Annotated in this window: 23 protein-coding genes; 16 read left to right on the forward strand and 7 right to left on the reverse strand. The window is 44.7% G+C overall.

Going from position 1 to position 25,633, the window contains the following annotated elements; translation table 11 throughout:
• Both JKJ11_RS05385 and imuA read right to left on the reverse strand, forming a co-directional pair.
• Positions 1-1,425, reverse strand: a complete 1,425-nt coding sequence (locus JKJ11_RS05385) for a Y-family DNA polymerase (protein ID WP_252038841.1) — start codon at positions 1,423-1,425, stop codon at positions 1-3.
• Positions 1,426-1,436: 11 nt separating this feature from the next.
• Positions 1,437-2,132, reverse strand: a complete 696-nt coding sequence (gene imuA, locus JKJ11_RS05390) for a translesion DNA synthesis-associated protein ImuA (protein ID WP_006075072.1) — start codon at positions 2,130-2,132, stop codon at positions 1,437-1,439.
• Between the two features lie 223 nt (positions 2,133-2,355).
• Between imuA and JKJ11_RS05395 the strand changes: the two genes are divergently transcribed.
• Positions 2,356-3,501 (forward strand): patatin-like phospholipase family protein, encoded by a 1,146-nt coding sequence (locus tag JKJ11_RS05395; RefSeq protein ID WP_006075071.1) that lies wholly within the window; start codon positions 2,356-2,358, stop codon positions 3,499-3,501.
• A gap of 62 nt (positions 3,502-3,563) precedes the next feature.
• Here the strand turns inward: JKJ11_RS05395 and JKJ11_RS05400 are convergent, their stop codons facing one another.
• Positions 3,564-4,316, reverse strand: a complete 753-nt coding sequence (locus tag JKJ11_RS05400; RefSeq protein ID WP_252038842.1) for a YciK family oxidoreductase — start codon at positions 4,314-4,316, stop codon at positions 3,564-3,566.
• A gap of 87 nt (positions 4,317-4,403) precedes the next feature.
• Between JKJ11_RS05400 and sohB the strand changes: the two genes are divergently transcribed.
• The 7 genes from sohB to pyrF all read left to right on the forward strand — a co-directional run bounded on the left by sohB (position 4,404) and on the right by pyrF (position 11,044).
• Entirely contained in the window at positions 4,404-5,465 is a 1,062-nt protein-coding gene (gene sohB / locus JKJ11_RS05405; RefSeq protein WP_252038843.1) for a protease SohB, read from the forward strand.
• 177 nt (positions 5,466-5,642) lie between these two features.
• The gene (gene cmk / locus JKJ11_RS05410) at positions 5,643-6,323 is read left to right on the forward strand and encodes a (d)CMP kinase (protein WP_031496510.1); all 681 of its coding nucleotides are present in this window, start codon (positions 5,643-5,645) and stop codon (positions 6,321-6,323) included.
• Between the two features lie 120 nt (positions 6,324-6,443).
• Entirely contained in the window at positions 6,444-8,114 is a 1,671-nt protein-coding gene (gene rpsA / locus JKJ11_RS05415) for a 30S ribosomal protein S1 (RefSeq protein WP_038230008.1), read from the forward strand.
• Positions 8,115-8,286: 172 nt separating this feature from the next.
• Positions 8,287-8,571: an integration host factor subunit beta gene (ihfB, locus tag JKJ11_RS05420; RefSeq protein ID WP_088876954.1), complete on the forward strand. Its 285-nt coding sequence runs from the start codon at positions 8,287-8,289 to the stop codon at positions 8,569-8,571.
• Between the two features lie 215 nt (positions 8,572-8,786).
• Complete coding sequence (locus JKJ11_RS05425) at positions 8,787-9,068, forward strand: LapA family protein (RefSeq protein ID WP_252038844.1); 282 nt, start codon at positions 8,787-8,789, stop codon at positions 9,066-9,068.
• Between the two features lie 31 nt (positions 9,069-9,099).
• On the forward strand, positions 9,100-10,269 hold the full coding sequence (lapB, locus tag JKJ11_RS05430) for a lipopolysaccharide assembly protein LapB (RefSeq protein ID WP_006075560.1): 1,170 nt from the start codon (positions 9,100-9,102) through the stop codon (positions 10,267-10,269).
• Between the two features lie 79 nt (positions 10,270-10,348).
• The gene (pyrF, locus tag JKJ11_RS05435) at positions 10,349-11,044 is read left to right on the forward strand and encodes an orotidine-5'-phosphate decarboxylase (protein WP_124940884.1); all 696 of its coding nucleotides are present in this window, start codon (positions 10,349-10,351) and stop codon (positions 11,042-11,044) included.
• An 82-nt stretch (positions 11,045-11,126) separates the two neighbouring features.
• Here pyrF and miaE read toward each other — a convergent pair whose 3' ends face one another.
• Together miaE and JKJ11_RS05445 are read right to left on the reverse strand one after the other, a co-directional pair.
• Positions 11,127-11,897, reverse strand: a complete 771-nt coding sequence (miaE, locus tag JKJ11_RS05440) for a tRNA isopentenyl-2-thiomethyl-A-37 hydroxylase MiaE (protein WP_198557561.1) — start codon at positions 11,895-11,897, stop codon at positions 11,127-11,129.
• Positions 11,898-11,960: 63 nt separating this feature from the next.
• The gene (locus JKJ11_RS05445) at positions 11,961-12,722 is read right to left on the reverse strand and encodes a hypothetical protein (RefSeq protein ID WP_006075564.1); all 762 of its coding nucleotides are present in this window, start codon (positions 12,720-12,722) and stop codon (positions 11,961-11,963) included.
• Between the two features lie 261 nt (positions 12,723-12,983).
• Here JKJ11_RS05445 and cysB point away from each other — a divergent pair, with 261 nt between their 5' ends.
• Positions 12,984-13,958, forward strand: coding sequence for an HTH-type transcriptional regulator CysB (cysB, locus tag JKJ11_RS05450; protein WP_031496747.1), 975 nt, complete (start codon positions 12,984-12,986; stop codon positions 13,956-13,958).
• Positions 13,959-14,038: 80 nt separating this feature from the next.
• Positions 14,039-15,238, forward strand: coding sequence for a methyltransferase (locus JKJ11_RS05455; RefSeq protein WP_252038845.1), 1,200 nt, complete (start codon positions 14,039-14,041; stop codon positions 15,236-15,238).
• A 68-nt stretch (positions 15,239-15,306) separates the two neighbouring features.
• Here the strand turns inward: JKJ11_RS05455 and ald are convergent, their stop codons facing one another.
• Complete coding sequence (gene ald, locus JKJ11_RS05460) at positions 15,307-16,431, reverse strand: alanine dehydrogenase (protein WP_006075567.1); 1,125 nt, start codon at positions 16,429-16,431, stop codon at positions 15,307-15,309.
• A 156-nt stretch (positions 16,432-16,587) separates the two neighbouring features.
• On the opposite strand from ald, the gene lrp reads away from it, so the two are divergent.
• From lrp to JKJ11_RS05490, 6 genes are all read left to right on the forward strand, one after another.
• On the forward strand, positions 16,588-17,082 hold the full coding sequence (gene lrp, locus JKJ11_RS05465) for a leucine-responsive transcriptional regulator Lrp (protein ID WP_004734558.1): 495 nt from the start codon (positions 16,588-16,590) through the stop codon (positions 17,080-17,082).
• Between the two features lie 161 nt (positions 17,083-17,243).
• Complete coding sequence (locus JKJ11_RS05470; RefSeq protein ID WP_252038846.1) at positions 17,244-20,363, forward strand: DNA translocase FtsK 4TM domain-containing protein; 3,120 nt, start codon at positions 17,244-17,246, stop codon at positions 20,361-20,363.
• Positions 20,364-20,392: 29 nt separating this feature from the next.
• Entirely contained in the window at positions 20,393-21,010 is a 618-nt protein-coding gene (gene lolA / locus JKJ11_RS05475; protein WP_006074059.1) for an outer membrane lipoprotein periplasmic chaperone LolA, read from the forward strand.
• Positions 21,011-21,078: 68 nt separating this feature from the next.
• A complete protein-coding gene (locus JKJ11_RS05480) occupies positions 21,079-22,368 on the forward strand; it encodes a replication-associated recombination protein A (protein ID WP_216613685.1) in 1,290 nt (429 codons plus the stop codon).
• A 103-nt stretch (positions 22,369-22,471) separates the two neighbouring features.
• Complete coding sequence (serS, locus tag JKJ11_RS05485) at positions 22,472-23,779, forward strand: serine--tRNA ligase (protein WP_124940889.1); 1,308 nt, start codon at positions 22,472-22,474, stop codon at positions 23,777-23,779.
• Positions 23,780-23,995: 216 nt separating this feature from the next.
• Positions 23,996-24,262 (forward strand): DksA/TraR family C4-type zinc finger protein, encoded by a 267-nt coding sequence (locus JKJ11_RS05490; RefSeq protein ID WP_171389250.1) that lies wholly within the window; start codon positions 23,996-23,998, stop codon positions 24,260-24,262.
• Positions 24,263-24,320: 58 nt separating this feature from the next.
• Here JKJ11_RS05490 and bioA read toward each other — a convergent pair whose 3' ends face one another.
• Positions 24,321-25,613, reverse strand: a complete 1,293-nt coding sequence (bioA, locus tag JKJ11_RS05495) for an adenosylmethionine--8-amino-7-oxononanoate transaminase (RefSeq protein WP_252038847.1) — start codon at positions 25,611-25,613, stop codon at positions 24,321-24,323.
• Between the last annotated feature and the right edge of the window lie 20 nt (positions 25,614-25,633).

Consider the following 25,633-nt stretch of genomic DNA (forward strand, 5'->3'; position numbering starts at 1 on the left):
CTAACTGAATAACCCATGAATAAACCACTGTTTATCTTCGGTTCGAAACAACCACAACCATTGTCCTTGTTCGTTACGAGCAACGTAGTAATCACGCTTAATGTCATTACCATCCCACCAACCGCTGATGATTCTCTCTGGCCCTAAAATGACAGAAACACGCTGCTCTAATAGAACTGGCTTAGGGTAGAGCAAGCTAGGGCGGAGCTTTTTGAGTAAGTAGGTATTTACCTCGGTTTTATCATTGGCTGTTGGCGTCATAGGTTGGGTGGCAAATTCAGGTCTTGGATCGTCAGTGAGCTTGAGGGATGTGACCGCTTGTAAGCCAAGCTTGGCTTGTAAGGTCGATATGAGCTCAAGGCTAGTTTGACTTCCTTTCACACCGTCAAAGAGATCGTGTTCATTCACCTGGTTTTCTTCAGCTCGAACGATAGAAAGCGTTAAGCCATTTACGGGACCATCAAGCTGGATATTCTCCAAAGTTAACTTAGAAAGCGCTTGCCATTTCGTGGCTAGGTAATCGCCTTGAGCGGAATGCAAAGTCACCGGCCTATTGCCATGATCTCGTTGATGTAACGTGAGCTGTAATTCAAACGCGACCTTGTCACGAAGCTTCAAAAATACCTCTAATTGCTTGAATAATCGCGTCAACGGTTTTTGCAGCCAGTCAATATTTTCAATATCAAACAGCAACTCCAGATATTGGCTGAAGTGTTCTGCAGGATGATAAAATTCCACAGGATGCTTAAATTGACCAGTCAGTCTTCCTACATAGTTGACGAGGTCGATATCAAAACGTTTTGCTACTTCGGGTAAAGGTAGTACTAGTAAATCGTCGATGGTCTGAATGCCGACTCGTTGTAATTTCTCTACTTGTTTATTCGGTAGCTCAGTACATGTTAAGGGGTAGCTCAGGATGGCTTGTTTCAGATGAGTGAGCTGTGGTTCAATCCAGTTTTTACCTTGTTTTGCCATTAACATCGCGCTGAAAGGTGACTGGCCAGTAGAGTAAAACGTTTGAACCTCAAGATGGCTAAGGTGTGCGTATAGAGTCGACCAATAATTGTCGATGCCATCATAGAGTGAAAGCATATTAGTTACTTTGATTAACAATCCATTAGGCGGAAATAGGCAAATATCAGAGGTGATCATATACAACCATTGAGCGATATCACTCAACCGATTGGCTTCCATTTCTGGGTCGTATGGGTGTACTTGAAGATCCTGGCAAAGTGCGGCTGCACTGCCAAGCCCCATTCCTAATTTAACACCTTGTTCAAGGGCATACTGGTTGGCTTGAATGACTTCATGGCGGCGACCATCGACGATAGCAACAGCGACATCAGCATCATGGTTGCTGTCTTTATTATGAAATAGAGTGTCGAGTTGCAGAGTCGGGAAATGCAAATATAACCACAGTAACATCGTTGTTCCACTTATCCTTGTTGCTGCATTGGGAAAGGAATCACGGTAGAAGTATGAGGTTTTGTAGAAAGTGTTAACTCAGGCCAATAAGTGCTCATATCAATAACAAAACTGTCTCGAACAAAGCCGCCTTTACGTTTAGTGATAGAGATGGAAAGCCCTGTCTCATGAGGAGTCAAATTCAAACTCAAGGAGACGGGTAGTGAGAATACTTGTGATGTGGTTCCGGATAAGGCTGGCTTAAATAAGAACTGTAAGCAGTGTCCGACTTCACTAGCTACTTGTAAGCGCTTTGCTTGATGGATTTCGAGCCCATCTTGCCATAAACAGACACCACAACATGCGCCACTCTTTAAGCATTGCTCTGCTGCCCAGAGTGCGTGTTTCCCAGATTCAGGATAAATCAGCAAGATCTTGGCAGGATCAATTCCTTGAGCGTATAGGTATTCCGCACATAGATAACCTGGCGGGTTGATGAACACCAGAAGTCGTTCTGTTGTTTGTGCTTGTGCGTAGGGCATCAATAGTCTCAGTTCACCGATACCAAGGGGTGATTGAATATCAATAACACCAGAAGTTGGGAAGCCTCCACCTAAACGACGATCTAGTTCAGCAAACCCTGTTGAATGACACTCAATGAAAGACTCGGCTCTTGCGCCTTTCCAAATCAATTGTTTACTTTGTAATTCGCTAATCAATTCATGCATAATAAATACCTGTATATATGTACAGTATATAATAATTCTTAACGGCTGCAAGCCTTGTATTATCGGGAGGTACACGAATATTAGGAGACAGTTAACATAAACAAAGCGTTAGCCGAATTTAGTGGTAACAAAAAACACGAAAAAAGCAGTGTTCAGACTAGAGCAAATATTTTAATCTCAAAGGAAGATTGCACCATCGTCGGTTCGGATAGGAGAAGTGGTCGTGTTCAAACAAAATGAAAAATACTCGTTGATTGTACAAGGAGGCGGCCAAAAAGGGGCGTTTGCTGCAGGTGTACTTGATAAATTTATCGATGTGAATTTTGACCCATTCTCACTCTATATTGGCACATCGGCAGGGGCATTGAATGTCTCTTCTTTTGTCACTAAGCAACGTGGTCTAGGGCTAGATTTTATTATGAATTACACCACCCGAGACCGATTTTTCGACTTCAATAAGTTCCTACAAAAGCAGCAGCCAATGGATTTAGACTGGGCGTTTGAGTTTGTAAACAGTGGTGAGTTTCCTTTGGATCTTGCTAAGGGTGAGCAGTACCTTGGTGAGGATAGAATCGCACTCGCTTGTATTACCGATGTTGAAGAGCTTAAAGATTACTACTATCCGATTTTTGCGGAGAATTGGTTTGATGTACTAAGAGCAACCTGTGCCATTCCAATGCTCTATTATCATGACATTGAATTTGATGGCAAAAAATGGGTCGATGGTGGTGTCTCAGCGACTATCCCAGTAGAAGAGTCTTACCGTCGAGGGATAAACAACATGGTGGTCATCAGTACCATTCCGCAGCCGAAACAGCAACATGCGGTGACTGCGTCAGTAAAAGATTCACTAGATAAGTGGAAGAAAGAACTTGAAGCTGGGTTGGATACTCACATCAACCACTTAAAAATCTCTGGTACTAAGGAAAAGTTGTCAGAGTTCCATAAGAACTTTTCTGAGAAGTTAGAGAGCATTAAAGCGGATTATCAACGCTTAACAGGACCACGCTTGGAATCTTACCGAGAGCAGAACAAACTCAAAGCGGCCGATAAACTTAAGTTGTCTAATTGGATCCAAGACAAAGAAAAGCTTAGCCGACTGATCGACATTCAAAACAAGCGTGTACCTTTCAGTCGTAGCGGTACAAGTCATTTGGATATGTTGGTGTCTCACTATGCTAATCATGCGGAAGTGGAGCAGTTTCTGTTATCACCACCGGAGGATGTAAACCTATGGCACATTCAACCGAAACATGAATTATCGTCAAAAGGGTTGCTGAGCCAGAAAGACCAAATAATGGAAGATTATGAGCATGGTTTTGCAATGGCAGGGGAGTTTCTGTCTGAGCATCATAATGTGAGTCGCTGATGCAAAGGGTGAATAGCCGTCATTCTTAGATCTACTAAGAATGACGGACTCATGGAAAAATATTAGCCAACCACTCGCTTTGGCTGAGCGTCAATGCACTGACCATTAACGTCGGTGACACTAGGGTCCATCAGGTGCAGATACAATGGCATAATATCTTTCGGTGTTTTGAGCGTATTGGCGTCTTCTCCTGGATACGCTTTTTCACGCATACGAGTACGTGTAGCACCTGGGTTGATGGCATTGACTCTGATTTCAGTATCACTAAGTTCATCCGCTAAAATTTGCATCATGCCTTCTGTTGCAAACTTAGAAATCGCATAAGTGCCCCAGAAAGCACGACCTGAATGGCCAACGGTAGAGGAAGTGAAGATTACTCGTCCTGCCTCTGCTTTTTTCAGTGCAGGCAGCAAGGCTTGCGTCATCAGAAACTCAGACTTGACGTTAATTTTCATCACGTCGTCGAAGGTCTCTTCGTCAATTTGATCGAAAGGGCTTAATGTGCCCAAGACGCTGGCGTTGTGGAGAATGCCATCGAGTTTTCCAAATTGTCCTTCAATCGTTTCCGCCATATCGATGTAATTCTGCTTAGTTGCACCCTTTAGATCTAACGGGATGATAGCGGGTTGTGGGTAGCCTGCATTCTCAATTTCGTCGTAGAGGTACTCTAAATTCTTAACATTACGACCCAATAAAATGACTGTTGCGCCATGTTCGGCATAACTTAAAGCAGCTTGGCGACCAATGCCGGCACCAGCGCCTGTGACTAGAATAACTTTACCTTTTAGCGCCTCAGGAGCGGTTGAATATTCCACTGAACACTTCCTTAGTTTTGAATAATTCTTGGTAATCGTGACAAGATGGTTACAATACACTAATTCGTCGTACAGGGGATTAACACATTGGAATTTTTATTAGACTACGGATTATTTTTAGCCAAGATCGTGACTGTTGTCGTAGCGATTGTCGCGTTGTTGGTTATTGCTAAGTCAGTTGGTGGACGCTCTGGTGGCGCAAAAGGCGAACTTGAAATCACTAACTTAACTGAACAACGTAAACAAACAGTAGAGCAATTAGAACACCACTTACACGATGACGCGTTCATCAAAGCTCGTGATAAAACAGAAAAGAAAGCGGAAAAAGAGAAAACCAAGCAGCGCGAGAAAGAGATTAAAAAAGCGTCAAAAGATGGTGAGCTTGATAGCAAACGCGAACCACACCTATTCGTTCTCGACTTTAATGGCAGCATTGATGCGAAAGAAGTGGCATCGCTACGTGAAGAAGTGAGCGCGATTCTGGCTGTAGCGCGTGATGGCGACGAAGTACTAGTACGCCTTGAATCCGGTGGCGGTATGGTTCATGCGTATGGTTTGGCATCTTCACAGCTTGACCGTATTAAAGCGGCGAAATTACCTTTGACTATCGCTGTAGACAAGGTGGCAGCAAGTGGTGGTTATATGATGGCGTGTATTGCTGACAAGATTGTCTCAGCGCCATTTGCTGTTGTTGGTTCTATTGGCGTGATTGCACAATTGCCGAACTTCAATAAGTTATTGAAGAAAAATGATATCGAATTTGAACAGCTTACAGCGGGTGAGTACAAGCGCACGCTGACAATGTTTGGCGAAAACACGGATAAAGCTCGTGACAAGTTCAAACAAGAACTAGAAGAAACGCACGGTCTGTTTAAAGACTTTATTCGCGAACATCGTCCGGCTCTCGACTTGGATAAAGTTGCGACGGGTGAGCACTGGTTTGGTACTCAAGCCAAAGAGCTAGGGCTGGTGGATGAAATTAAAGCATCGGATGATATTGTTATCGAAGCGTGTAAGGACAAAACCGTGTTGTCTATCCACTATGTTCAAAAGAAGAAGATCACCGATAAACTGGCAGGTGTAGCGGGCGAGGCTGCCGATAACGTGCTACTAAAACTGATTAGCCGCGGCCAAAAACCAATAGTATAAATACATTTAATGAATAGAGCGCCAACAAGGTTATTTGTTGGCGCTTTTTTATGTTTGAAGGTAAAGAAAATGGCATCTTGAGGCTATTGGGTATATAATTCTGCGCCGTAAAATTAAGAACAAAAATGAGTTGGACCTTCAAAGTCGAGCTTATGAAAAAACAACGTGGAGTAAAACATGTCCTCAAACACACCAGTGATTACTGTGGATGGACCAAGTGGTGCTGGCAAAGGCACACTGTGTATGTTGCTAGCTGAGAAATTAGGCTATCACTTACTGGATTCTGGGGCGATTTACCGCGTTTTAGCGTTAGCTGCAATTCATCATGGCGTGGATCTTGAGTCTGAAGACGCGCTAGTCCCATTGGCGATGCACCTAGATGTGCAGTTTGTCGCTGAAGGAGAACTGGTTAAAGTGATCCTTGAAGGTGAAGATGTGTCAGGTGAACTTCGTAAAGAAGAAACTGGCAATGCGGCATCAAAAATCGCAGCGCTGCCTCGCGTAAGAGAAGCTCTGCTACGTCGTCAGAGAGCATTTAATGTCGAGCCTGGTTTGGTGGCCGATGGTCGTGATATGGGAACTGTTGTTTTCCCTGAAGCACCAGTAAAAATCTTTCTAGATGCAAGTGCAGAAGAAAGAGCGCAAAGGCGTTTTAAGCAGTTGCAACTAAAGGGTTTAGATGTTAGATTTGACGACCTTTTGAGCGAGATCGAAGAACGAGACTATCGAGATCGTAACCGTGCGGTTGCACCTCTTCGTCCTGCAGATGACGCTCTAGTGCTAGATTCAACTTCGCTAAACATCGAGCAAGTGTTGGAAAAAGCGCTACAATATATCGAATCTAAACTCACGAAGTAGCCTCTATTAGGCATAGACTTGGTGAGCTTTGAGCCGTTGGTCGCAAGGATGATGACCGACTAAATTATCAACCCCATGCGGTAGGATGCCCATGGACGTTTACTTATTGAAGATTAAATAATGACTGAATCTTTTGCTCAACTCTTTGAAGAGTTTCTAAACGAAACAGAATTCCAACAAGGTAGTATCGTTAAAGGTACTGTAGTAGCTATCGAGAACGGTTTCGTTCTTGTTGACGCTGGCCTTAAGTCTGAGTCTGCTATCCCTGCTGAACAGTTCAAGAACGCTGCTGGCGAACTTGAAGTTGAAGTTGGTGCTGAAGTAGACGTAGCTCTAGACGCTGTTGAAGACGGTTTCGGTGAAACTCAACTTTCTCGTGAGAAAGCGAAGCGTCACGAAGCTTGGATCGTTCTTGAGAAAGCTTACGAAGAAGCTGAAACTGTTGTTGGTATCATCAACGGTAAAGTTAAAGGCGGTTTCACTGTTGAACTAAACGGTATCCGTGCTTTCCTTCCTGGTTCTCTTGTTGACGTGCGTCCAATCCGTGACACTGCTCACCTAGAAAACAAAGAGCTAGAGTTCAAAGTTATCAAGCTAGACCAGAAGCGTAACAACGTTGTTGTTTCTCGTCGTGCTGTTATCGAATCTGAAAACAGCGTTGAGCGTGACGAACTTCTTGAGACTCTACAAGAAGGTACTGAAGTTAAAGGTATCGTTAAGAACCTTACTGACTACGGTGCATTCGTTGACCTTGGCGGTGTTGACGGTCTTCTACACATCACTGATATGGCGTGGAAGCGTGTTAAGCACCCATCTGAGATCGTTAACGTTGGTGACGAGATCCTAGTTAAAGTTCTTAAGTTCGACCGTGAGCGTACTCGCGTATCACTAGGTCTTAAGCAGCTAGGCGAAGATCCATGGGTAGCAATCGCTAAGCGTTACCCAGAAGGTCACAAGCTAACTGGTCGTGTTACTAACCTAACTGACTACGGCTGCTTCGTTGAAATCGAAGAAGGCGTTGAAGGTCTAGTACACGTTTCAGAAATGGATTGGACTAACAAGAACATTCACCCATCTAAAGTTGTTAATGTTGGCGACGAAGTTGAGGTTATGGTTCTTGATATCGACGAAGAACGTCGTCGTATCTCTCTAGGTCTGAAACAGTGTAAAGCTAACCCATGGCAGTCATTCGCTGAAATGCAAGCTAAGGGCGACAAAGTTACTGGTAAGATCAAGTCTATCACTGACTTTGGTATCTTCATCGGTCTAGAAGGCGGCATCGACGGTCTAGTTCACCTATCTGACATTTCTTGGAATGTTGCTGGTGAAGAAGCAGTTCGTGAGTACAAGAAAGGTGACGAGATCTCTGCAGTTGTTCTAGCAGTAGACGCTGAGCGTGAGCGTATCTCTCTAGGCGTTAAGCAAATGGAAAATGACCCATTCAATGCTTACGTTGCAGACACTAAGAAAGGTACTCTAGTAAACGGTACTGTTACTGCAGTTGACGCTAAAGGTGCTACTATCGAACTAGAAGAAGGTGTAGAAGGCTACATCCGTGCTTCTGAAGTATCACGTGACCGCGTTGAAGATGCGTCTCTAATCCTAAGCGTTGGCGACAGCGTTGAAGCGAAGTTCACAGGTGTTGACCGTAAGAACCGCGTAATCAACCTATCTGTTAAAGCTAAAGATGAAGCTGAAGAGCAAGAAGCAATGGCTTCACTGAACAAGCAAGAAGAAGGCGCGTTCGGTAATGCTATGGCTGATGCATTCAAAGCTGCTAAAGGCGAATAATTTACGCCATTAGTGAAAAAGGAGCCGTAAGGCTCCTTTTTTTTGTTTTTATCTTTTCAAAATATAGACTATTATCAATTTATACAGGCAGTTAGTGCACTGTTGTTGTAAAATGACAAATAGACCACTATTCACTGAATATAAAGATAAAGAGTAACGAGGGTACCTACCTATGACTAAGTCTGAATTGATAGAAAGACTCTGCGCGGAGCAAACTCATTTGTCCGCAAAGGAAATTGAAGATGCGGTAAAAGATATTCTAGAACATATGGCCAATACGTTAGAGAGCGGTGACCGTATTGAAATCCGTGGTTTTGGTAGCTTTTCTCTTCACTACCGTGAACCTCGTGTAGGTCGCAACCCTAAAACTGGTGATAAAGTGGAACTTGATGGTAAATACGTACCACACTTCAAACCAGGTAAAGAGTTACGTGAGCGCGTGAACGACAGTCTGTAAATACTCGTTAATCGATAAAACGGCATACTTATTAGTGTGCCGTTTTGTTTTGTGGTCGAGTGAGCATAGTCGTTTAATTATCACCAAAGGTGCATACAGAATAGTCTATATACTCTAATTTTAGCCACGATTAACAAGATTATTGTTAGAGGGCATGGTGTGTGAATCCAATTTCCTGCATAATCGTAGCTATCCAATAACTGTGGTAAAAACGCATGAAGATTATAAAAATAGTTTTACTGATAGTACTTTTTTTAGTGACTTTAGCTCTTGGCTCACAGAACCAAGAAGTGGTTACTTTTAATTATTTGCTGGCCCAAGGTGATTTCCATCTATCGACCTTGCTGGGCAGTGTGTTTGTCATAGGTTTTGTTATCTCTTGGGTTATTTTTGGCAGCTTACACCTTAAGTCTCAATTGACGGTACGCAAGTTGAAGAAACAGTTAGCGAAACAGAAACCATCAGAATCTAAAGAAGTGGTTAGCGCGAATAGCTAATCAAACAAAAGGGTTAGGGTCTATTTACTAAATGCTTGAGCTATTATTCCTGCTTCTTCCGATAGCTGCGGCCTATGGTTGGTACATGGGACAGCGCAGCGTGAAGCATGATCGACAGGAGCAATCGCATCAGATATCTCGTCAATATATGACGGGCCTTAACCTATTGCTTTCTGATCAATCGGATAAAGCGGTTGATCATTTTATCGAACTGCTACAAGTCGATAATGAGACTATTGATACTCACCTAGCTTTGGGTAACTTATTTCGTTCACGCGGAGAAGTAGACCGAGCCATTCGAATTCACCAAAACCTTATCTCCCGTTCTGGGTTAACCATCGATCAGAAAAACCTCGCTCTGCAACAGCTTGCCAAAGACTATATGGTGTCAGGTTTTCTTGATCGTGCAGAAAAGATTTTTGTTCAGTTGGTTGATGAACCTGAACATCGTGAAGCTGCTCTAACGCAATTACTGGCAATCTATCAGCAAACCAGTGAGTGGCATAAAGCGATTGAGTACGCTACAGCATTACAAAAGATGGGCAAGAAGCGAGTGAAGAACAGCATCGCTCATTTTTGGTGTGAGTTGGCTATGATCGAAAAGGCCGACGGTAATACCAATAAGGCGATCCAAAACTTTAAAAAGGCCCTTGCCGTTGACCCTAGGTGTGCTCGTGCCAGCATTTCATTAGGTAAACTTTATCTGGAAGATGAAGATTACGCTAAAACCGTGTCCTACCTTGAGTCAGTGCTAGAACAAGATAAAGACTTTATCAGTGAAGTTCTCCCTACCTTGGCTGAGTGTTATCACCACTTAGGGCAAGAACAGGGTTTGGTTGAATTTCTGAGAGCCAGTATTGAAAAAGGTGCCGGTGTTTCTGCTGAGTTGATGTTGGCGCAGCTAGTTGCAAACCACGAAGGAACCGAGGCCGCACAGGCGTTGCTTACTCGGCAGCTGGTTCGTAGCCCAACCATGAAGGGTTTCTACCGCCTGATGGACTATCATCTTGCGAATGCGGAAGAGGGCCGAGCGAAGGAGAGTTTAACGACCTTGCAATCACTAGTGGGTGAGCAATTAAAAACTAAGCCGCACTATCGATGCCGTAAATGTGGCTTTTCAACGCATTCGTTATATTGGCATTGTCCTTCATGTAAAGGATGGGGTACGATCAAGCCTATACGAGGACTGGATGGCGAGTAGCCTCCGACACAGAATTTTTAATGCAGCACTTATGTGCTGCTTTTTTTGAGTAAAACTCAACTTTCAACGAGGAGCGAAAATGATTGACCAAAAAGTGATTGTTGCACTGGACTATGATAACCAAGCCGATGCATTAGCTTTTGTCGATAGAATTGACCCAAGCTCTTGCCGACTAAAAGTGGGCAAAGAGATGTTCACACTATTTGGTCCTGAGTTCGTTCGAGAGCTTCATAAACGAGGCTTCTCTGTATTTCTAGATCTTAAGTTTCATGACATTCCTAATACTTGCTCGAAAGCAGTACGAGCTGCAGCAGAGTTGGGCGTTTGGATGGTAAACGTCCATGCTGGCGGTGGTGAGCGTATGATGGCGGCATCTCGTGAGATTCTAGAACCTTATGGTAAAGACCGACCGCTGCTTATTGGTGTGACTGTACTGACGAGTATGGAGCAGTCAGATCTCGCGGGTATCGGTATTAATGTTGAGCCTCAGGAGCACGTTCTTCGTTTGGCTAACTTAACCAAAGATGCTGGTTTGGATGGGGTGGTTTGTTCTGCTCAAGAGTCTAGCATGCTAAAAGCACAACTTGGCAAAGAGTTTAAACTAGTTACTCCAGGTATTCGTCCAGCAGGTGCTGCAGTTGGTGACCAAAAACGTATCATGACACCAGATATGGCGATTCAGGCGGGCTCTGATTATCTTGTGATTGGTCGCCCAATTACTCAAGCAGGAAACCCAGCTCAGGTTCTAGCAGACATAAATGCGTCTTTGCGTTAAATTAAATTGCTAAGCCATTAAAAAGAAAAGAGCCAATATCGATAAGATGTTGGCTCTTTTTTATGTTGCTTACTAAATAGACTTAAGCTGGTATTCCACTATGGAATTTAAAGTCATTATCCGGAGATGAAATTAGCTCCGCCTCGATCTTACCAAAGTAAGCCACTCGTTCACTGATATCCTCACCGGCTACCTGCTCTGCCAACGTTAAGTAGTCTTGGTAGTGGCGTGCTTCCGAACGCAATAGTGATATGTAGAATTTTGCGATATCGTCGTCCATGTGAGGTGCCAACTTAGCAAAACGTTCGCACGATCGAGCTTCGATATAGGCACCAATAATGAGCTTGTCTACTAAGGTATTAGGCTCATAAGTTGCCATTTTCGATAGTAATCCTTTCGCATATCTGCTTGCGGGTATTGGTTCATAAGCGATACCACGCTGTTCCATGATTTCTAATACCTGATAAAAGTGATGCAGCTCTTCCTTAATCAGTAGCACCATTTTATCAATTAAGTCTTGGCTATAAGGTGAGTCGGACTTGGCGATAATGGACTTAGAAATATTGCTCTTACCACGCAGTGTTTCCATATTACCAATACGGCGATATGCAAACTCTTCATAAGGCTTAAACCAATCAAACAACACAGCGGCGCTTTGTTTATCTACCGCGTATTTGCGAATCAGGAACATTGCTGACTGACCAGCTTTCAACTCACACAGTAAGTGGTCGATAAGTATGGTAGGTAGGTTGTCGGGCTTTTTTGCTTCTTCAACCCACTCGTTAGGCGTTGAACATTGTAGAAACTGATTAATCGGAGAAAGAATCGCGTCTATTTGAGATGAAGTAATCATAATATTTTTCGTTGAGCTAATTGAAAAAGGCCGCCAAAGCGACCTTTTTTGAACCGGTAAAGATTACCATTTTTTCTTTTCACCAAACAGTGCGTTGATGTCGTCATCACGCTCCCTGTTGGTTTGTTGTTGTTTTTCTTCGGCTTTAGCTTGTCGGCTATTTTGAAGTTGCTCTAGCATTTCAGACAGCTTCTCTTTGGCTTGCATCGAGTAGTTGTCATTTTTTGTGCTTAGCGCATCAATGCCTTTTTTAAGCAGTTGAGCGGCGGTACCTGGTTGACCTTTTGCGATAGATTCGTGAGCGCGTTTAACCACATTTTCGATATTGATTCGAATCTGAATGGTTTCGAGTCGAGCATTCTCAACCATATACGACTGGGTATCCATCCGGCCTTTATTGTGTTCAGTGCGAACAGTGTCTCGTAGGCGCTTAACCAGTTTAAGCATGATAATGGCTTGCTTATCGCTCGTTGGCACTTTAAACGATGTAGCGTCGTTACCTTCATAACTGTCTTGAATCTGCTGAACTTGACCTTTGGCAGACTCAACTCTTTGGGCAAGGTGTTTATTCTTAGGATCGAGCTCATACATGTTCATTAGAGCATCGAGAATGCGATTATGAAGGCAAAGCATCAATTCTTTGCTGTAAGGGAGGTAACTAGCACCGCTTATCAGTTCTTCAGTAGCATCAATTAAGGCTACGTAGCGAGCGGATTCTTGACGTCGTGTCGCTTCCGCCTTTAATTTGTACTGCAGCATGATGTTGTACCCAAGGATCAGGACAAGCAACAGTGCAACCAGTGCGATGATTAAACCAATATTCATAACGTTTTGTATCTACAATGAGTTTCCCTACAATTCGATAAACAGGATACACCAAAGACAAAAGCATCAACACTGCTAAGTTGTCGATTCGGTCATAAAGCAAGGAATTCGATAGCTTTTCATCCAGCAAAAATGCAAATGAGCATTTTGTAGTCAAAAAAACTGTTAATCTTTCTAGTAATTCGTTATAACTAATAATTATATGCTTGTTTTGAGTTGTGATGGGCTCAATGCAATATCAACAGGGATGATGAGAAGCCGATGAAGTTACAGCAGTTAAAATACATTGTCGAAGTAGTGAACCATAACCTGAATGTGTCTGCCACGGCAGAGAGTCTTTATACCTCTCAACCGGGTATTAGTAAGCAGGTTCGCTTACTAGAAGACGAGTTGGGTATTCAGATTTTTGAGCGCAGCGGCAAACATCTTACGCAAGTGACTACGGCTGGTGAAGACATCATTCGTATCTCTCAAGAAATCCTTTCTCGAGTTGAGAGTATTAAAGCGGTTGCCGGTGAGCATACTCACCCTGAAATGGGAACGCTTAATATCTCGACTACCCATACGCAAGCTCGTTATGCGCTTCCTGAAGTCATTAAAGGATTTACGGCTCGTTATCCTAAAGTGTCTCTGCACATGCACCAAGGTACACCGTCACAAATGTCAGAGGCGATTGCCAAAGGCACCGCTAACTTTGCTATCGCGACAGAAGCATTGCATCTTTATCAGGACGCCATCATGTTGCCTTGCTACCACTGGAATCGCTCTATCGTGGTACCAAAAGACCATCCTTTGGCACTGAAACAACAGATCACCATTGAAGATTTAGCTGCGTATTCATTGGTAACATATGTATTTGGCTTTACGGGTCGTTCAGAGCTTGATACTGCTTTTAACAAGGTTGGATTGACGCCTAAAGTAGTCTTTACTGCAACTGATGCTGATGTCATTAAAACGTATGTAAGAATGGGGATTGGTGTAGGTGTTATTGCTAGTATGGCCATGGATGAATCGCAAGACACCGATCTTGTCGCCATTGATGCAAGCCATATATTTGGTGCTAGTACTACCAGTATTGGCTTTAGAAAAGGCACGTTCCTGCGTTCGTATATGTATGATTTCATGGAGCGTTTTGCTCCTCATTTGACTCGCCCAGTTGTTGAACAAGCCATCTCTCTCAAGTCCAATGTGGAGATTGAAGAGATGTTTAAAGATATCGACTTACCCGTTCGATAGCATAAACTCCTTTCGTTGTTGAAGACTTCCTCCTACAATCGGTGCGATTAACGCATTGCACCGGGAATAGGGGGACGCAAATGCATCAGTCGTTTGCAGACATCACTTCATTTCTTCTTCGTCATCAAAACTATTGGCGCTATGATCCTTTTCATCAAGTGATCTCTGAACAAGTATTATGGCGAGAGTCAGCGCCTCAATTGTTTGAATGGCTCCAAACACTGTCCCCGCAAGAGATACTGAAACTCAAATCATCGACTGAGTGCGCTATTGAAGCGTTAGAGCCGTATATTTCCGATGTTCGAACTGCTCATATCGTAATTGAACTTCGCTCAATGCATTCGGCGGAGGACCTTGTGTTGCCAAGAGGTCTCGATGCTGGGATTCCTGGCCGTAAACTAGAACAAATAAAGCAGATGACAACGGCGTGTTTGAATGACCATGCTGGCAATGAATGGCTAGAGTGGTGCTCAGGGAAAGGATTTTTAGGGCGGTTATTGGCTTCAGAGTCGAAGCAGTCCGTTACAAGCTTTGAGTTTCAATCAGCACTTTGCAAAGTAGGGCAGGAAGAAGCCGATAAACGCGCGTTACCCATGCGGTTTGTTCAAGGCGATGCTTTTTCTCCGCAATCTAAATTGGTCTTTAAGCCAACTCAACATGCTGTTGCGCTTCATGCATGTGGCGATCTACACGTTACTCTTATTAAACATGCCGTAGAGCATCATTTATCCGCACTGACGATATCACCGTGTTGTTATCACCTTATCCAAGGAGATAATTACTCGCCATTGTCCAAAGAGGGGAAGGCCGCAAAACTGTCACTAAGTAAACATGAGTTGCGAATCCCACTTCAAGAAACTGTGACAGGAGGAGAGCGTGTTCGTCGTCATCGTGAACAAGAGATGGTGTTTCGTTTAGGCTTTGATGCTTTATGCCAGAGTCATAAGTTAAGTGAAGGCTACTTACCTATACCGAGCATAAAAAAATCGCAGCTATCGAGTGGTTTTAAAGCATTGTGCGAATGGGCGGCTCGTAATAAGCAACTCGACCTACCTGATGTTGATTTTGGCCATTTTGAACAAATGGGTCACCGACGATATTGGCAAATGGAAGCATTAAGCGTAGTACAAGGCGTTTTCAGGCGACCATTGGAAGTGTGGCTAGCTTTGGACAAAGCCATATATTTACAAGAGCAGGGGTATAATGTGGGGCTCAGTACATTTTGTGAGTCCAGTGTGACGCCAAGAAATATTCTGATTCACGCGAAGAGAGCGCATTAAAAAACGGGCATGATGCCCGTTTTTAACTTTTAGAGGTTTAGAACATAACGTTCAAAGTAGATTTGCGATTAGTTAAACATCGCAATAGCAGTTGCTGGTTCGACGTATTCTAAGTCGAAGCTCTCTGCTACTTCTTTACAAGTCACTTTACCGTGAATAACGTTCAAGCCGTCTAGGAAGCCTTTGTCTTCAGTCAGCGCTTGTTGATAGCCTTTGTTCGCCAATTTGATGATGTAAGGCAGAGTTGCGTTATTCAGTGCGAAGGTTGATGTGCGTGCAACTGCGCCAGGCATGTTTGCGACACAGTAGTGAACCACATCATCAACAATGTAAGTTGGGTCCGCATGAGTGGTTGCGTGCGATGTCTCGAAACAACCACCTTGGTCGATAGCAACGTCAACGACTGCCGCACCAGGCTTCATCTTAGCGATATGTTCTTTGGTGACTAGCTTAGGTGCAGCAGCACCAGGTACTAAAACAGCGCCAATGACAAGATCAGCTTCTAGAACATGCTTCTCTAAAGCATCTTCAGTAGAATAAACGACTTTTGCGCGACCCTGGAATTCTTCGTCCAAAACGCGTAATGTATCAATATTGCGGTCGAGGATTGTGACGTCTGCACGCATACCAACAGCCATGCGAGCAGCGTTAGAACCCACTACGCCACCGCCAACGACGACGACCTTCGCTGGTTCTACACCAGGTACGCCACCTAGGAGTAGACCACGTCCACCATTGGACTTTTCGAGTGTTTGTGCACCAGCCTGTATAGACATTCGCCCAGCGACTTCAGACATTGGTGCTAATAGTGGCAAGCGACCCATATTATCTGTTACAGTCTCATAAGCAATGCAGACAGCTTTGCTCTTGATTAGCTCTTCAGTTTGTGGAAAATCTGGTGCTAGGTGAAGATAAGTGAATAATATTTGTCCTTCGCGTAACATAGCACGCTCGACAGCTTGAGGTTCTTTGACCTTTACAATCATCTCTGCTTTCGCGAAAACGTCAGCAGCGGTAGGAAGAATGGATGCGCCTACAGCGATGTAATCATCGTCTGAAAAACCGATACCAACGCCAGCGTTAGTTTCAACGTAAACATCGTGGCCGTTTGAGATTAGTTCTCGAACGCTTGCTGGAACCATACCAACACGGTATTCGTGGTTTTTAATTTCCTTAGGTACGCCAATTATCATCCTGACTCCTCATTATATTGTGGTTGTATTAACTGTTTGTAGGGTGTTATTGTCGAATTACGTACTAGTATAGAAGCTAATAAACAAAATTTGATACTGAATATTACAGAGTTGTAGTATATTTTTTTGCAAGGAAGTAACAAGGTGGAATAAAAAATGGCAGACAACTATAAGAAGCCGTCCAAGGAACTAGACCGAATTGACCGCAACATTCTAAATGAGTTGCAGAAAGATGGTCGAATCTCAAACGTCGAACTCTCTAAACGAGTGGGGCTTTCTCCTACTCCATGTTTAGAGCGCGTACGTCGACTTGAGAGACAGGGATATATTACGGGCTATACTGCTCTTCTTAACCCTCAATATTTAGATGCGTCACTACTTGTTTTCGTTGAGATTACATTGAACCGTGGTGCACCGGATGTGTTCGAGCAGTTCAATACTGCGGTACAAAAGCTGGATGACATTCAAGAGTGTCACCTAGTTTCTGGTGATTTCGACTATCTTTTGAAAACAAGGGTGTCGGATATGGGTGCTTATCGTAAGCTTCTTGGGGATACCTTACTTCGTCTACCGGGCGTTAATGACACTCGTACCTACGTTGTAATGGAAGAAGTGAAGCAAACCAACCAACTTGTGATTAAAACCCGCTAAACTGTAGTTACAGTAAGTCTTACAGGAAGCTGACTAAAGTAATGAAAATCCATGCTTTATTCTCTACCTAAATTGGGTTTTAATCCTTGATGTGGTTAAATCAATGAATACACCGAGCGGCTTTTGCCGCTCGGGCTGTTTTCAATAATTAGATGTTGGTTATGTTCAAACAGGACAAAAAAAGAGTCGAAACGATTATCAAGACGAGCGAAGAGCAAGACGCGCTTCGCCTAAACGGATTTCAACGGCTGAGAGAGTGTTGCTTTATCTTGGCTGTGCTTACGTCCATTCTACTCGCTGTAGCGCTATTCACCTTTAACCCTGCCGATCCTTCATGGTCACAGACCTCATGGGGAGGAGACATTCAAAATGCAGGGGGGATTGTCGGAGCGTGGTTGGCGGATACCTTATTTTTTGTCTTTGGTTCTTTGGCATACCCAATACCATTCATTGTGGCTTTCAGTGCCTGGGTCTTTTTCCGCAATCGCGATGAAGACGATGAAATTGACTTGATGATCTGGGGAACGCGTATCCTCGGTCTGGTGATACTCATCTTAACCAGTTGCGGTCTTGCAGATATCAACTTCGATGATATCTGGTATTTTTCATCGGGCGGCGTAATTGGTGACGTTCTGACGAGCCTCTCTCTACCTACGCTTAACGTACTTGGCACAACCATTGTTCTATTATTTCTATGGGGTGCTGGGTTTACGCTGCTAACCGGTGTCTCATGGCTGAGTATTGTCGAATGGATTGGCGATTCTGTGCTGTCTATGTCTTCCAACGTCGTCAATAAAGCTCGTGGTACCAAGGAAGAAGTGTATGAGCCTGTTTTATCGCAGCCTGAGCGAGAAGAACCGGCTGACGATATGCCACACTTCTCAGCAGAAGCGAATGAGTCTGAAACCGATAATGTAGATACGGCGCCGGTTGCGAAGAAACAATACAACATCCATGTACCAGAACCAGTTAACACTGTCGCGGCTCAACCCGCATCAAACAAAGAAGAAGAGTTCGACCCATTGTTCTCTTCGGATTGGCAACAGCTAGACACGGATACACAGCGTGTTGAGCCGACGATGACAATCCCTGAGTCTGAAGTTGAAACAGAGCCAGAATATCATCATGCAGCACCGACTATTGAGCCGGTCACGCCTGTATTTGACGCCACAGTACAAGAGCAGCCATCGGTTCATTCTGAGACCAGCAACGAACCTCAGGTTGAACGAACTCGTCAATTGGGCGCTACCATCGAAGAACTCGAGATGGCGGCGCGCTCTAGTGATGACTTTGCTGCACAAGATAATGATGAGCCGGAATTGGATGCCTCTATACCACTAACCTCTACGGCCATTGGAGCAGCAGCGTTATCGTCTACCTCCGCTCAGGCTGAAACTGCGACTGAGAGTGTCAATATCGATACCATGCCATGGGAAGTGAGTGAGCCGACAACGCAAGCTATATCGGTGGACACAAATCTTGTTGATGAGGCGACTAACATTACTCCATCAGAGCCGGTGCCTAAAGCAAGTAGCGAGTTGGGGAATTTTGAGGAACTTGAAGTTGAACCGTCTCGTACCCATGTAGAGCCTACATTCGATATTGATGCGCTCGAGCAAGAGGAAACGTCGCACGCTTCAGTGCTTCAAGAAAGTAATGAGCCTGAACCTGAAGCCGTCGACCCAGATTCCGCTGCGTTCCAGAACTTAGTCGCAGATGCTCAAAAAGCACAAGTGGCTAAGATGAATCCGTTCTTAGTACAGCAAGAGCAGAATCTTCCTAAGCCAGCAGAGCCAATGCCGACCTTGGAACTTCTTTACCATCCAGAGAAGCGTGAGAATTTCATCGACCGCGAGGCATTAGAAAACATCGCTCGTTTGGTTGAATCGAAATTGGCTGACTACAAGATAAAAGCCGAAGTGGTGGATATCTTCCCTGGTCCAGTGATTACCCGTTTTGAGCTTGATCTTGCTCCGGGCGTTAAAGTGAGTCGTATTTCAGGTCTGTCGATGGACTTAGCGCGTTCACTGTCAGCAATGGCAGTTCGTGTGGTGGAGGTTATCCCTGGTAAACCATATGTTGGACTAGAGCTGCCGAACATGTCTCGTCAAACTGTCTTCTTCTCTGACGTAGTGGGCAGTCAAGCGTTCATTGAAGCGAAATCTCCTACTACAGTCGTGCTTGGTCAAGATATCGCAGGTGATGCCGTCGTTGCAGACTTGTCGAAGATGCCTCACGTACTGGTGGCAGGCACAACCGGTTCGGGTAAGTCGGTCGGTGTGAACGTTATGATTCTGAGTATGCTATATAAAGCGACACCAGAAGACGTTCGCTTTATTATGATCGACCCGAAAATGCTTGAGCTATCGGTCTATGAGGGTATCCCTCATCTATTATCTGAAGTTGTGACGGATATGAAAGACGCCTCCAATGCACTACGTTGGTGTGTAGGAGAAATGGAGCGTCGCTACAAGTTAATGTCGGCATTAGGCGTGCGTAACATTAAAGGCTTTAACGACAAACTTAAGATGGCTGCTGAAGCTGGACATCCAATTCATGATCCACTGTGGCAAGCTGGGGACAGTATGGATCCTGAGCCGCCATTACTCGAGAAACTGCCTTACATCGTCGTTATCGTCGATGAATTTGCTGACTTGATGATGGTAGTTGGCAAGAAGGTTGAAGAATTGATTGCTCGTTTGGCGCAAAAAGCACGTGCGGCAGGTGTACACCTTATTCTTGCGACGCAGCGACCTTCTGTTGATGTTATCACTGGTCTTATTAAGGCGAACATCCCAACACGTGTGGCCTTTACGGTATCGACAAAAACAGACTCACGAACCATTCTCGATCAAGGCGGCGCGGAATCGCTATTAGGTATGGGTGACATGTTGTATTTGCCGCCTGGTTCAAGTCATACCACGCGTGTTCACGGCGCATTTGCATCAGATGATGATGTGCATGCGGTGGTGAATAACTGGAAAGCTCGTGGTAAACCTAACTACATTGAAGAGATTACCAGCGGTGAACAATCACCAGAAACTCTACTTCCAGGTGAAAAAATGGAAGGTGATGAAGAGATGGATCCTCTGTTCGACCAAGTAGTCGAGCACGTTGTTCAGTCTCGTCGAGGCTCGGTATCAGGTGTACAAAGACGATTTAAGATTGGCTACAACCGTGCCGCTCGCATCGTAGAGCAACTTGAGGCGCAAGGTATTGTTAGTGCGCCAGGCCATAATGGTAATCGCGAGGTACTCGCACCGCCGCCACCTAAAGATTAATGATGATTGATAAGCTCTGAGGAGACTACATGAAGAAATGGTTAACGCTCGCCGCTTTGAGCTTTTCCACGCTAGGTTTTTCTGCTCTAGCAACTGCGACGCCTCAGCAGGAGCTAAGCGACAGACTACAGTTAAACGACGGATTTAGTGCTACCTTCACTCAAAAAGTCACTAGCCCTGAAGGTGAGGTCGTGATGGAAGGCGAGGGCAATGTTGAAATATCACGTCCTAGCATGTTCCGCTGGGTGACAACCATGCCTGACGAAAATGTCTTGGTATCAGATGGCAACAACTTGTGGTACTACAGCCCATTTATAGAGCAAGTCAGTATTTACAATCAGGAGCAAGCGACCGAGCAAACCCCGTTTGTATTATTAACTCGTAATCGCGCCAGTGACTGGGATAATTACAACGTCAATCAAAAGGGCGACGTATTTACTCTGATTCCTACTGCTGTTGATTCAACACAGGGGCAGTTCCAGATTAATATTGATAGCAAAGGTATTGTGCATGGCTTTAATGTTATTGAGCAAGATGGTCAGAAAGGAACCTTTGCGTTTGACAACATTAAAGTAGGCAAACCTTCTGCCGACCGATTTACCTTTGTGATTCCTAATGGCGTCGAAGTGGACGACCAAAGGAACTAGGAGATTGCGTGAGTAATTTCAGTTTTGACTTTTCAGGGGACGAAGACTTTCGTCCCCTTGCTGCTAGAATGCGCCCAGAAAATGTTGAGCAATATATTGGTCAGCAGCACATTCTGGGTGTGGGAAAACCGCTTCGACGTGCGCTTGAAGCGGGTCAATTGCACTCAATGATTCTCTGGGGCCCACCAGGTACAGGTAAAACGACGCTTGCTGAAGTGGCTGCAAATTATGCGGATGCAGAGGTAGAAAGAGTCTCGGCAGTGACGTCAGGTGTTAAAGATATCCGTGCGGCTATCGAAAGAGCTCGCGAGAACAAGCTGGCTGGTAAACGAACGATTCTGTTTGTGGACGAGGTCCATCGTTTTAACAAAAGCCAGCAAGATGCGTTTCTACCTCATATTGAAGATGGCACAGTAACCTTTATTGGTGCGACCACCGAAAACCCGTCATTTGAGCTTAATAATGCACTATTGTCTCGAGCTCGAGTCTACAAACTGACGTCTTTGGACAAAGCCGATATTTTATTGGTACTGGAGCAAGCAAGAGATGATGAAAAGCGAGGCTTGGGAACTATCGCGGCAAATTTCCATGACAACGTTCTGGAGCGTTTAGCGGAGCTGGTTAATGGCGACGCGCGTATGTCGCTGAACTACCTAGAGCTACTCTACGATATGGCCGAAGATAATGCACAGGGTGAGAAGGACATTACGTTAGCTCTATTAGCGGAAGTGGCTGGTGAGAAAGTCAATCGCTTCGATAATAAAGGCGATATCTGGTACGACTTGATTTCTGCGGTACATAAGTCCATTAGGGGGTCAAACCCAGATGCGGCGCTGTATTGGTCTGCACGCATGATAGCGGCGGGTTGTGACCCTCTCTATATCGCACGCCGCCTATTAGCCATTGCGTCAGAGGATGTAGGCAACGCTGATCCTAGAGCGATGCAAGTTGCACTTTCTGCATGGGACTGTTTCACTCGTGTCGGACCCGCAGAGGGTGAGAGGGCCATCGCTCAAGCGATTGTCTATTTGGCATGTGCTCCAAAAAGTAATGCCGTGTATACCGCGTGGAAACAGGCTTTAACTGACGCCCATAACCTACCAGAATATGAAGTCCCGCATCATCTTAGAAATGCACCGACTTCACTGATGAAAGATATGGGGTATGGAGCAGAGTATCGGTACGCTCACGACGAGCCGGGTGCGTATGCGGCTGGTGAACGATATCTTCCGCCCGAAATGGAAGGAACTCGCTATTATCAGCCAACAAATCGTGGTCTCGAAACCAAAATTGGCGAAAAGTTAGATTATCTGGCGGATTTAGACGCAAAAAGCCCACAAAAGCGCTATGAAAAGTAGTGGCTTTTAGTTATCTTTATCCGGTTAACAAATCAATATCTACAACTGGTTGGAAAGTAATCAGTTGTAGAGGTATTCACAACTAAAAAGCATAGGATTGGCAATGCTGGATTCTAAATTACTTCGTACAGAGCTGGATGAAACAGCTGAAAAATTAGCACGTCGCGGCTTCAAGCTAGACGTAGAGACTATCCGTAAACTTGAAGAACAACGTAAGTCCATTCAAGTAGAAGTTGAGAATTTACAATCCACGCGTAACTCCATTTCCAAGCAGATCGGCCAGAAAATGGCTGCAGGCGACAAAGAAGGCGCTGAAGAGATCAAAAAGCAGATCGGTACACTAGGTAGCGATCTTGAAGCGAAGAAAGAAGAGCTCACTGCGGTAATGGCTCAACTTGAAGACATCACACTGTCTGTTCCTAACTTGCCAGCGGACGACGTTCCTCAAGGTAAAGATGAAAACGACAACGTAGAAATCTCACGTTGGGGTGAGCCTAAGTCTTACGACTTTGAAGTTAAGGATCACGTTGATCTTGGTGAGATGGGTGATGGTCTAGACTTTGCTAGCGCAACGAAGATTACTGGTGCACGCTTTATCGTTATGAAAGGCCAATTCGCTCGCCTTCACCGTGCAATCGCTCAGTTTATGCTGGATCTTCACACGGAAGAACACGGCTATACAGAAATGTATGTTCCTTATCTAGTGAATGCGGACAGCCTGTTTGGTACTGGTCAGTTACCTAAGTTTGGTAAAGATCTTTTCCACACTGAGCCACTAACTGAAAAAGCGAGCGATGAAGAGCCACGTAAACTGTCTCTTATCCCGACAGCAGAAGTGCCAGTGACGAACTTAGTTCGTGACACTATTTCTGAAGAGGCGGACTTGCCACTTAAGATGACGGCGCACACGCCTTGTTTCCGCTCTGAAGCGGGTTCTTATGGTCGTGACACTCGTGGTCTTATTCGTATGCACCAGTTCGATAAAGTTGAATTGGTACAAATCACGAAGCCAGAAGATTCAATGGACGCGCTTGAAGAGCTAACTGGTCATGCTGAGAAAGTACTTCAGTTGCTAGAACTTCCATACCGTAAAGTGGTGCTTTGTACTGGTGATATGGGCTTTGGTGCTCGCAAAACTTATGATCTTGAAGTTTGGGTTCCTGCGCAGGAAACATACCGTGAGATCTCTTCTTGTTCAAATATGTGGGACTTCCAAGCTCGTCGCATGCAAGCTCGCTTCCGCCGTAAAGGTGAGAAGAAGCCTGAGCTGGTGCACACTCTAAACGGTTCTGGCCTAGCGGTTGGCCGTACTATGGTTGCTATCCTAGAGAACAACCAAGAAGCAGATGGTCGTATCGCGATTCCAGCTGTACTTCAAAAGTACATGAGTGGCGCAACACATATCGGTTAACGCATAACCTACTAATTATTAAGCCCAGCATTGCTGGGCTTTTTCATATCTAGAAGTCAACTTTCCGCTTGTTTAGGTATGCGACGTCTGATTTAACTATTACAACAATGTAATAGTCTTTCCTAATTTCGACTGATTATTAACTCAAGCCCAATAGTTATAATGTCCGCCTTACCACGGTAAGTATTCATTTCTCGACCTAACTGAGGAGGGCATATGGCCGTAGGGTGGGCAAATGACGATAGTGTCAGCCAACAAATTCAAAATACCATTGACGATGAGATTTCACGGGTAAGAAGCGCGGCGAGTCGCGGAGAAAGTGCGCTTTATTGTGATGAGTGTGGGGAGTTGATTCCTGAAGCGAGGCGCATAGCGATAAAGGGTGTGAGATTTTGTATTCAATGTCAGCAATCGCTAGAGCACTTAACTCAACGTCAGGCGTTGTTTAATCGTCGGGCGAGTAAAGATAGCCAACTACGTTAATTATCATCGATATACAAAGCGGTTTGAAACCAAGCGTCAAACCGCTTTTCAGTACACGTTATCCTGCGCTTGATTCAACGAAGCAAGCTTCATTTTCCAACGCTAAATCAATAGCTTTAACTAAGGCGTCAATATGTTCCGGCTGGCTTATGTAAGGTGGCATCATATAGATCAACTTGCCGAAAGGTCGAATCCAAACCCCTTGTTCGACGAAATGCTTCTGAATCACTTCCATATTTACGGGGTGTTTGGTTTCAACCACACCAATTGCGCCAAGCCAACGCACGTTCTCAACTTGTTGGTGGCGAGTTAAGGCAGGGAGCAGCTGAGCAAACAGTGCTTCGATACTGCTGACTTGTTGCTGCCAGTGGTTGTCGGCAATGAGTTCTAAGCTGGCTGAAGCAACAGCGCAAGCCAAAGGGTTCCCCATAAAAGTAGGCCCGTGCATAAAACAGCCAGCTTCCCCACCACATACAGTATCAGCCACATGCTTCGACGTGAGTGTAGCGGACAAAGTCATATAGCCGCCAGTTAGTGCTTTGCCAACACACATAATGTCTGGCTGGACATTGGCGTGCTCGCAAGCAAACAGTTTTCCTGTTCTTCCAAAGCCCGTAGCGATTTCATCCAAAATCAGCAAAATACCGTATTGGTCGCAAAGCTCACGCACTCGGGAAAGAAATTTGGGGTGGTAAATTCGCATCCCACCAGCGCCTTGAACAATAGGTTCAAGGATTACTGCGGCGATCTCGCGGTGGTGTAGGTCAATCTTTGCTTTAAAGTCGGCAATATCGGCCTCATCCCACTCTTCGTCAAAACCGATCGTTGGCGATTTCGCAAAAATATGCTCCGGAAGAAACCCTTTATACAAACTGTGCATCGAGTTGTTGGGATCGGTTACCGACATAGCCGCAAAGGTGTCACCGTGATAACCGTGACTTAACGTCAGGAACTTAGGTCGGTTCTCTCCCTTTGCATGCCAATATTGCAGAGCCATCTTTAGACTTACTTCAACAGAGACCGAGCCAGAGTCAGCTAAGAAAATGTGTTCCAGATTATCAGGTGCCAGTGCTAACAGCCGTTTGCTGACGTCGATTGCCGGTTGGTGAGTAATGCCACCAAACATGACGTGAGCCATCTTTTCACTTTGTTGAATCAACGCTTGATTGAGCTTTGGGTGTTTATACCCATGTATCGCAGACCACCAAGAAGACATGCCGTCTACGAGTTCAAGGCCATTTTCTAGTTTAAGAAGTACGTCATTAGCAGAGATGACGGGATAACAAGTTAAAGGGTTAAGGGTAGAAGTGTAAGGGTGCCAGATATGCTGTTTATCAAACTCTAAATCCATGAAATAAGCTCTGATTAAAA

This window comes from Vibrio sp. SCSIO 43133, from assembly GCF_023716845.1.
GTDB lineage: Bacteria > Pseudomonadota > Gammaproteobacteria > Enterobacterales > Vibrionaceae > Vibrio > Vibrio mediterranei.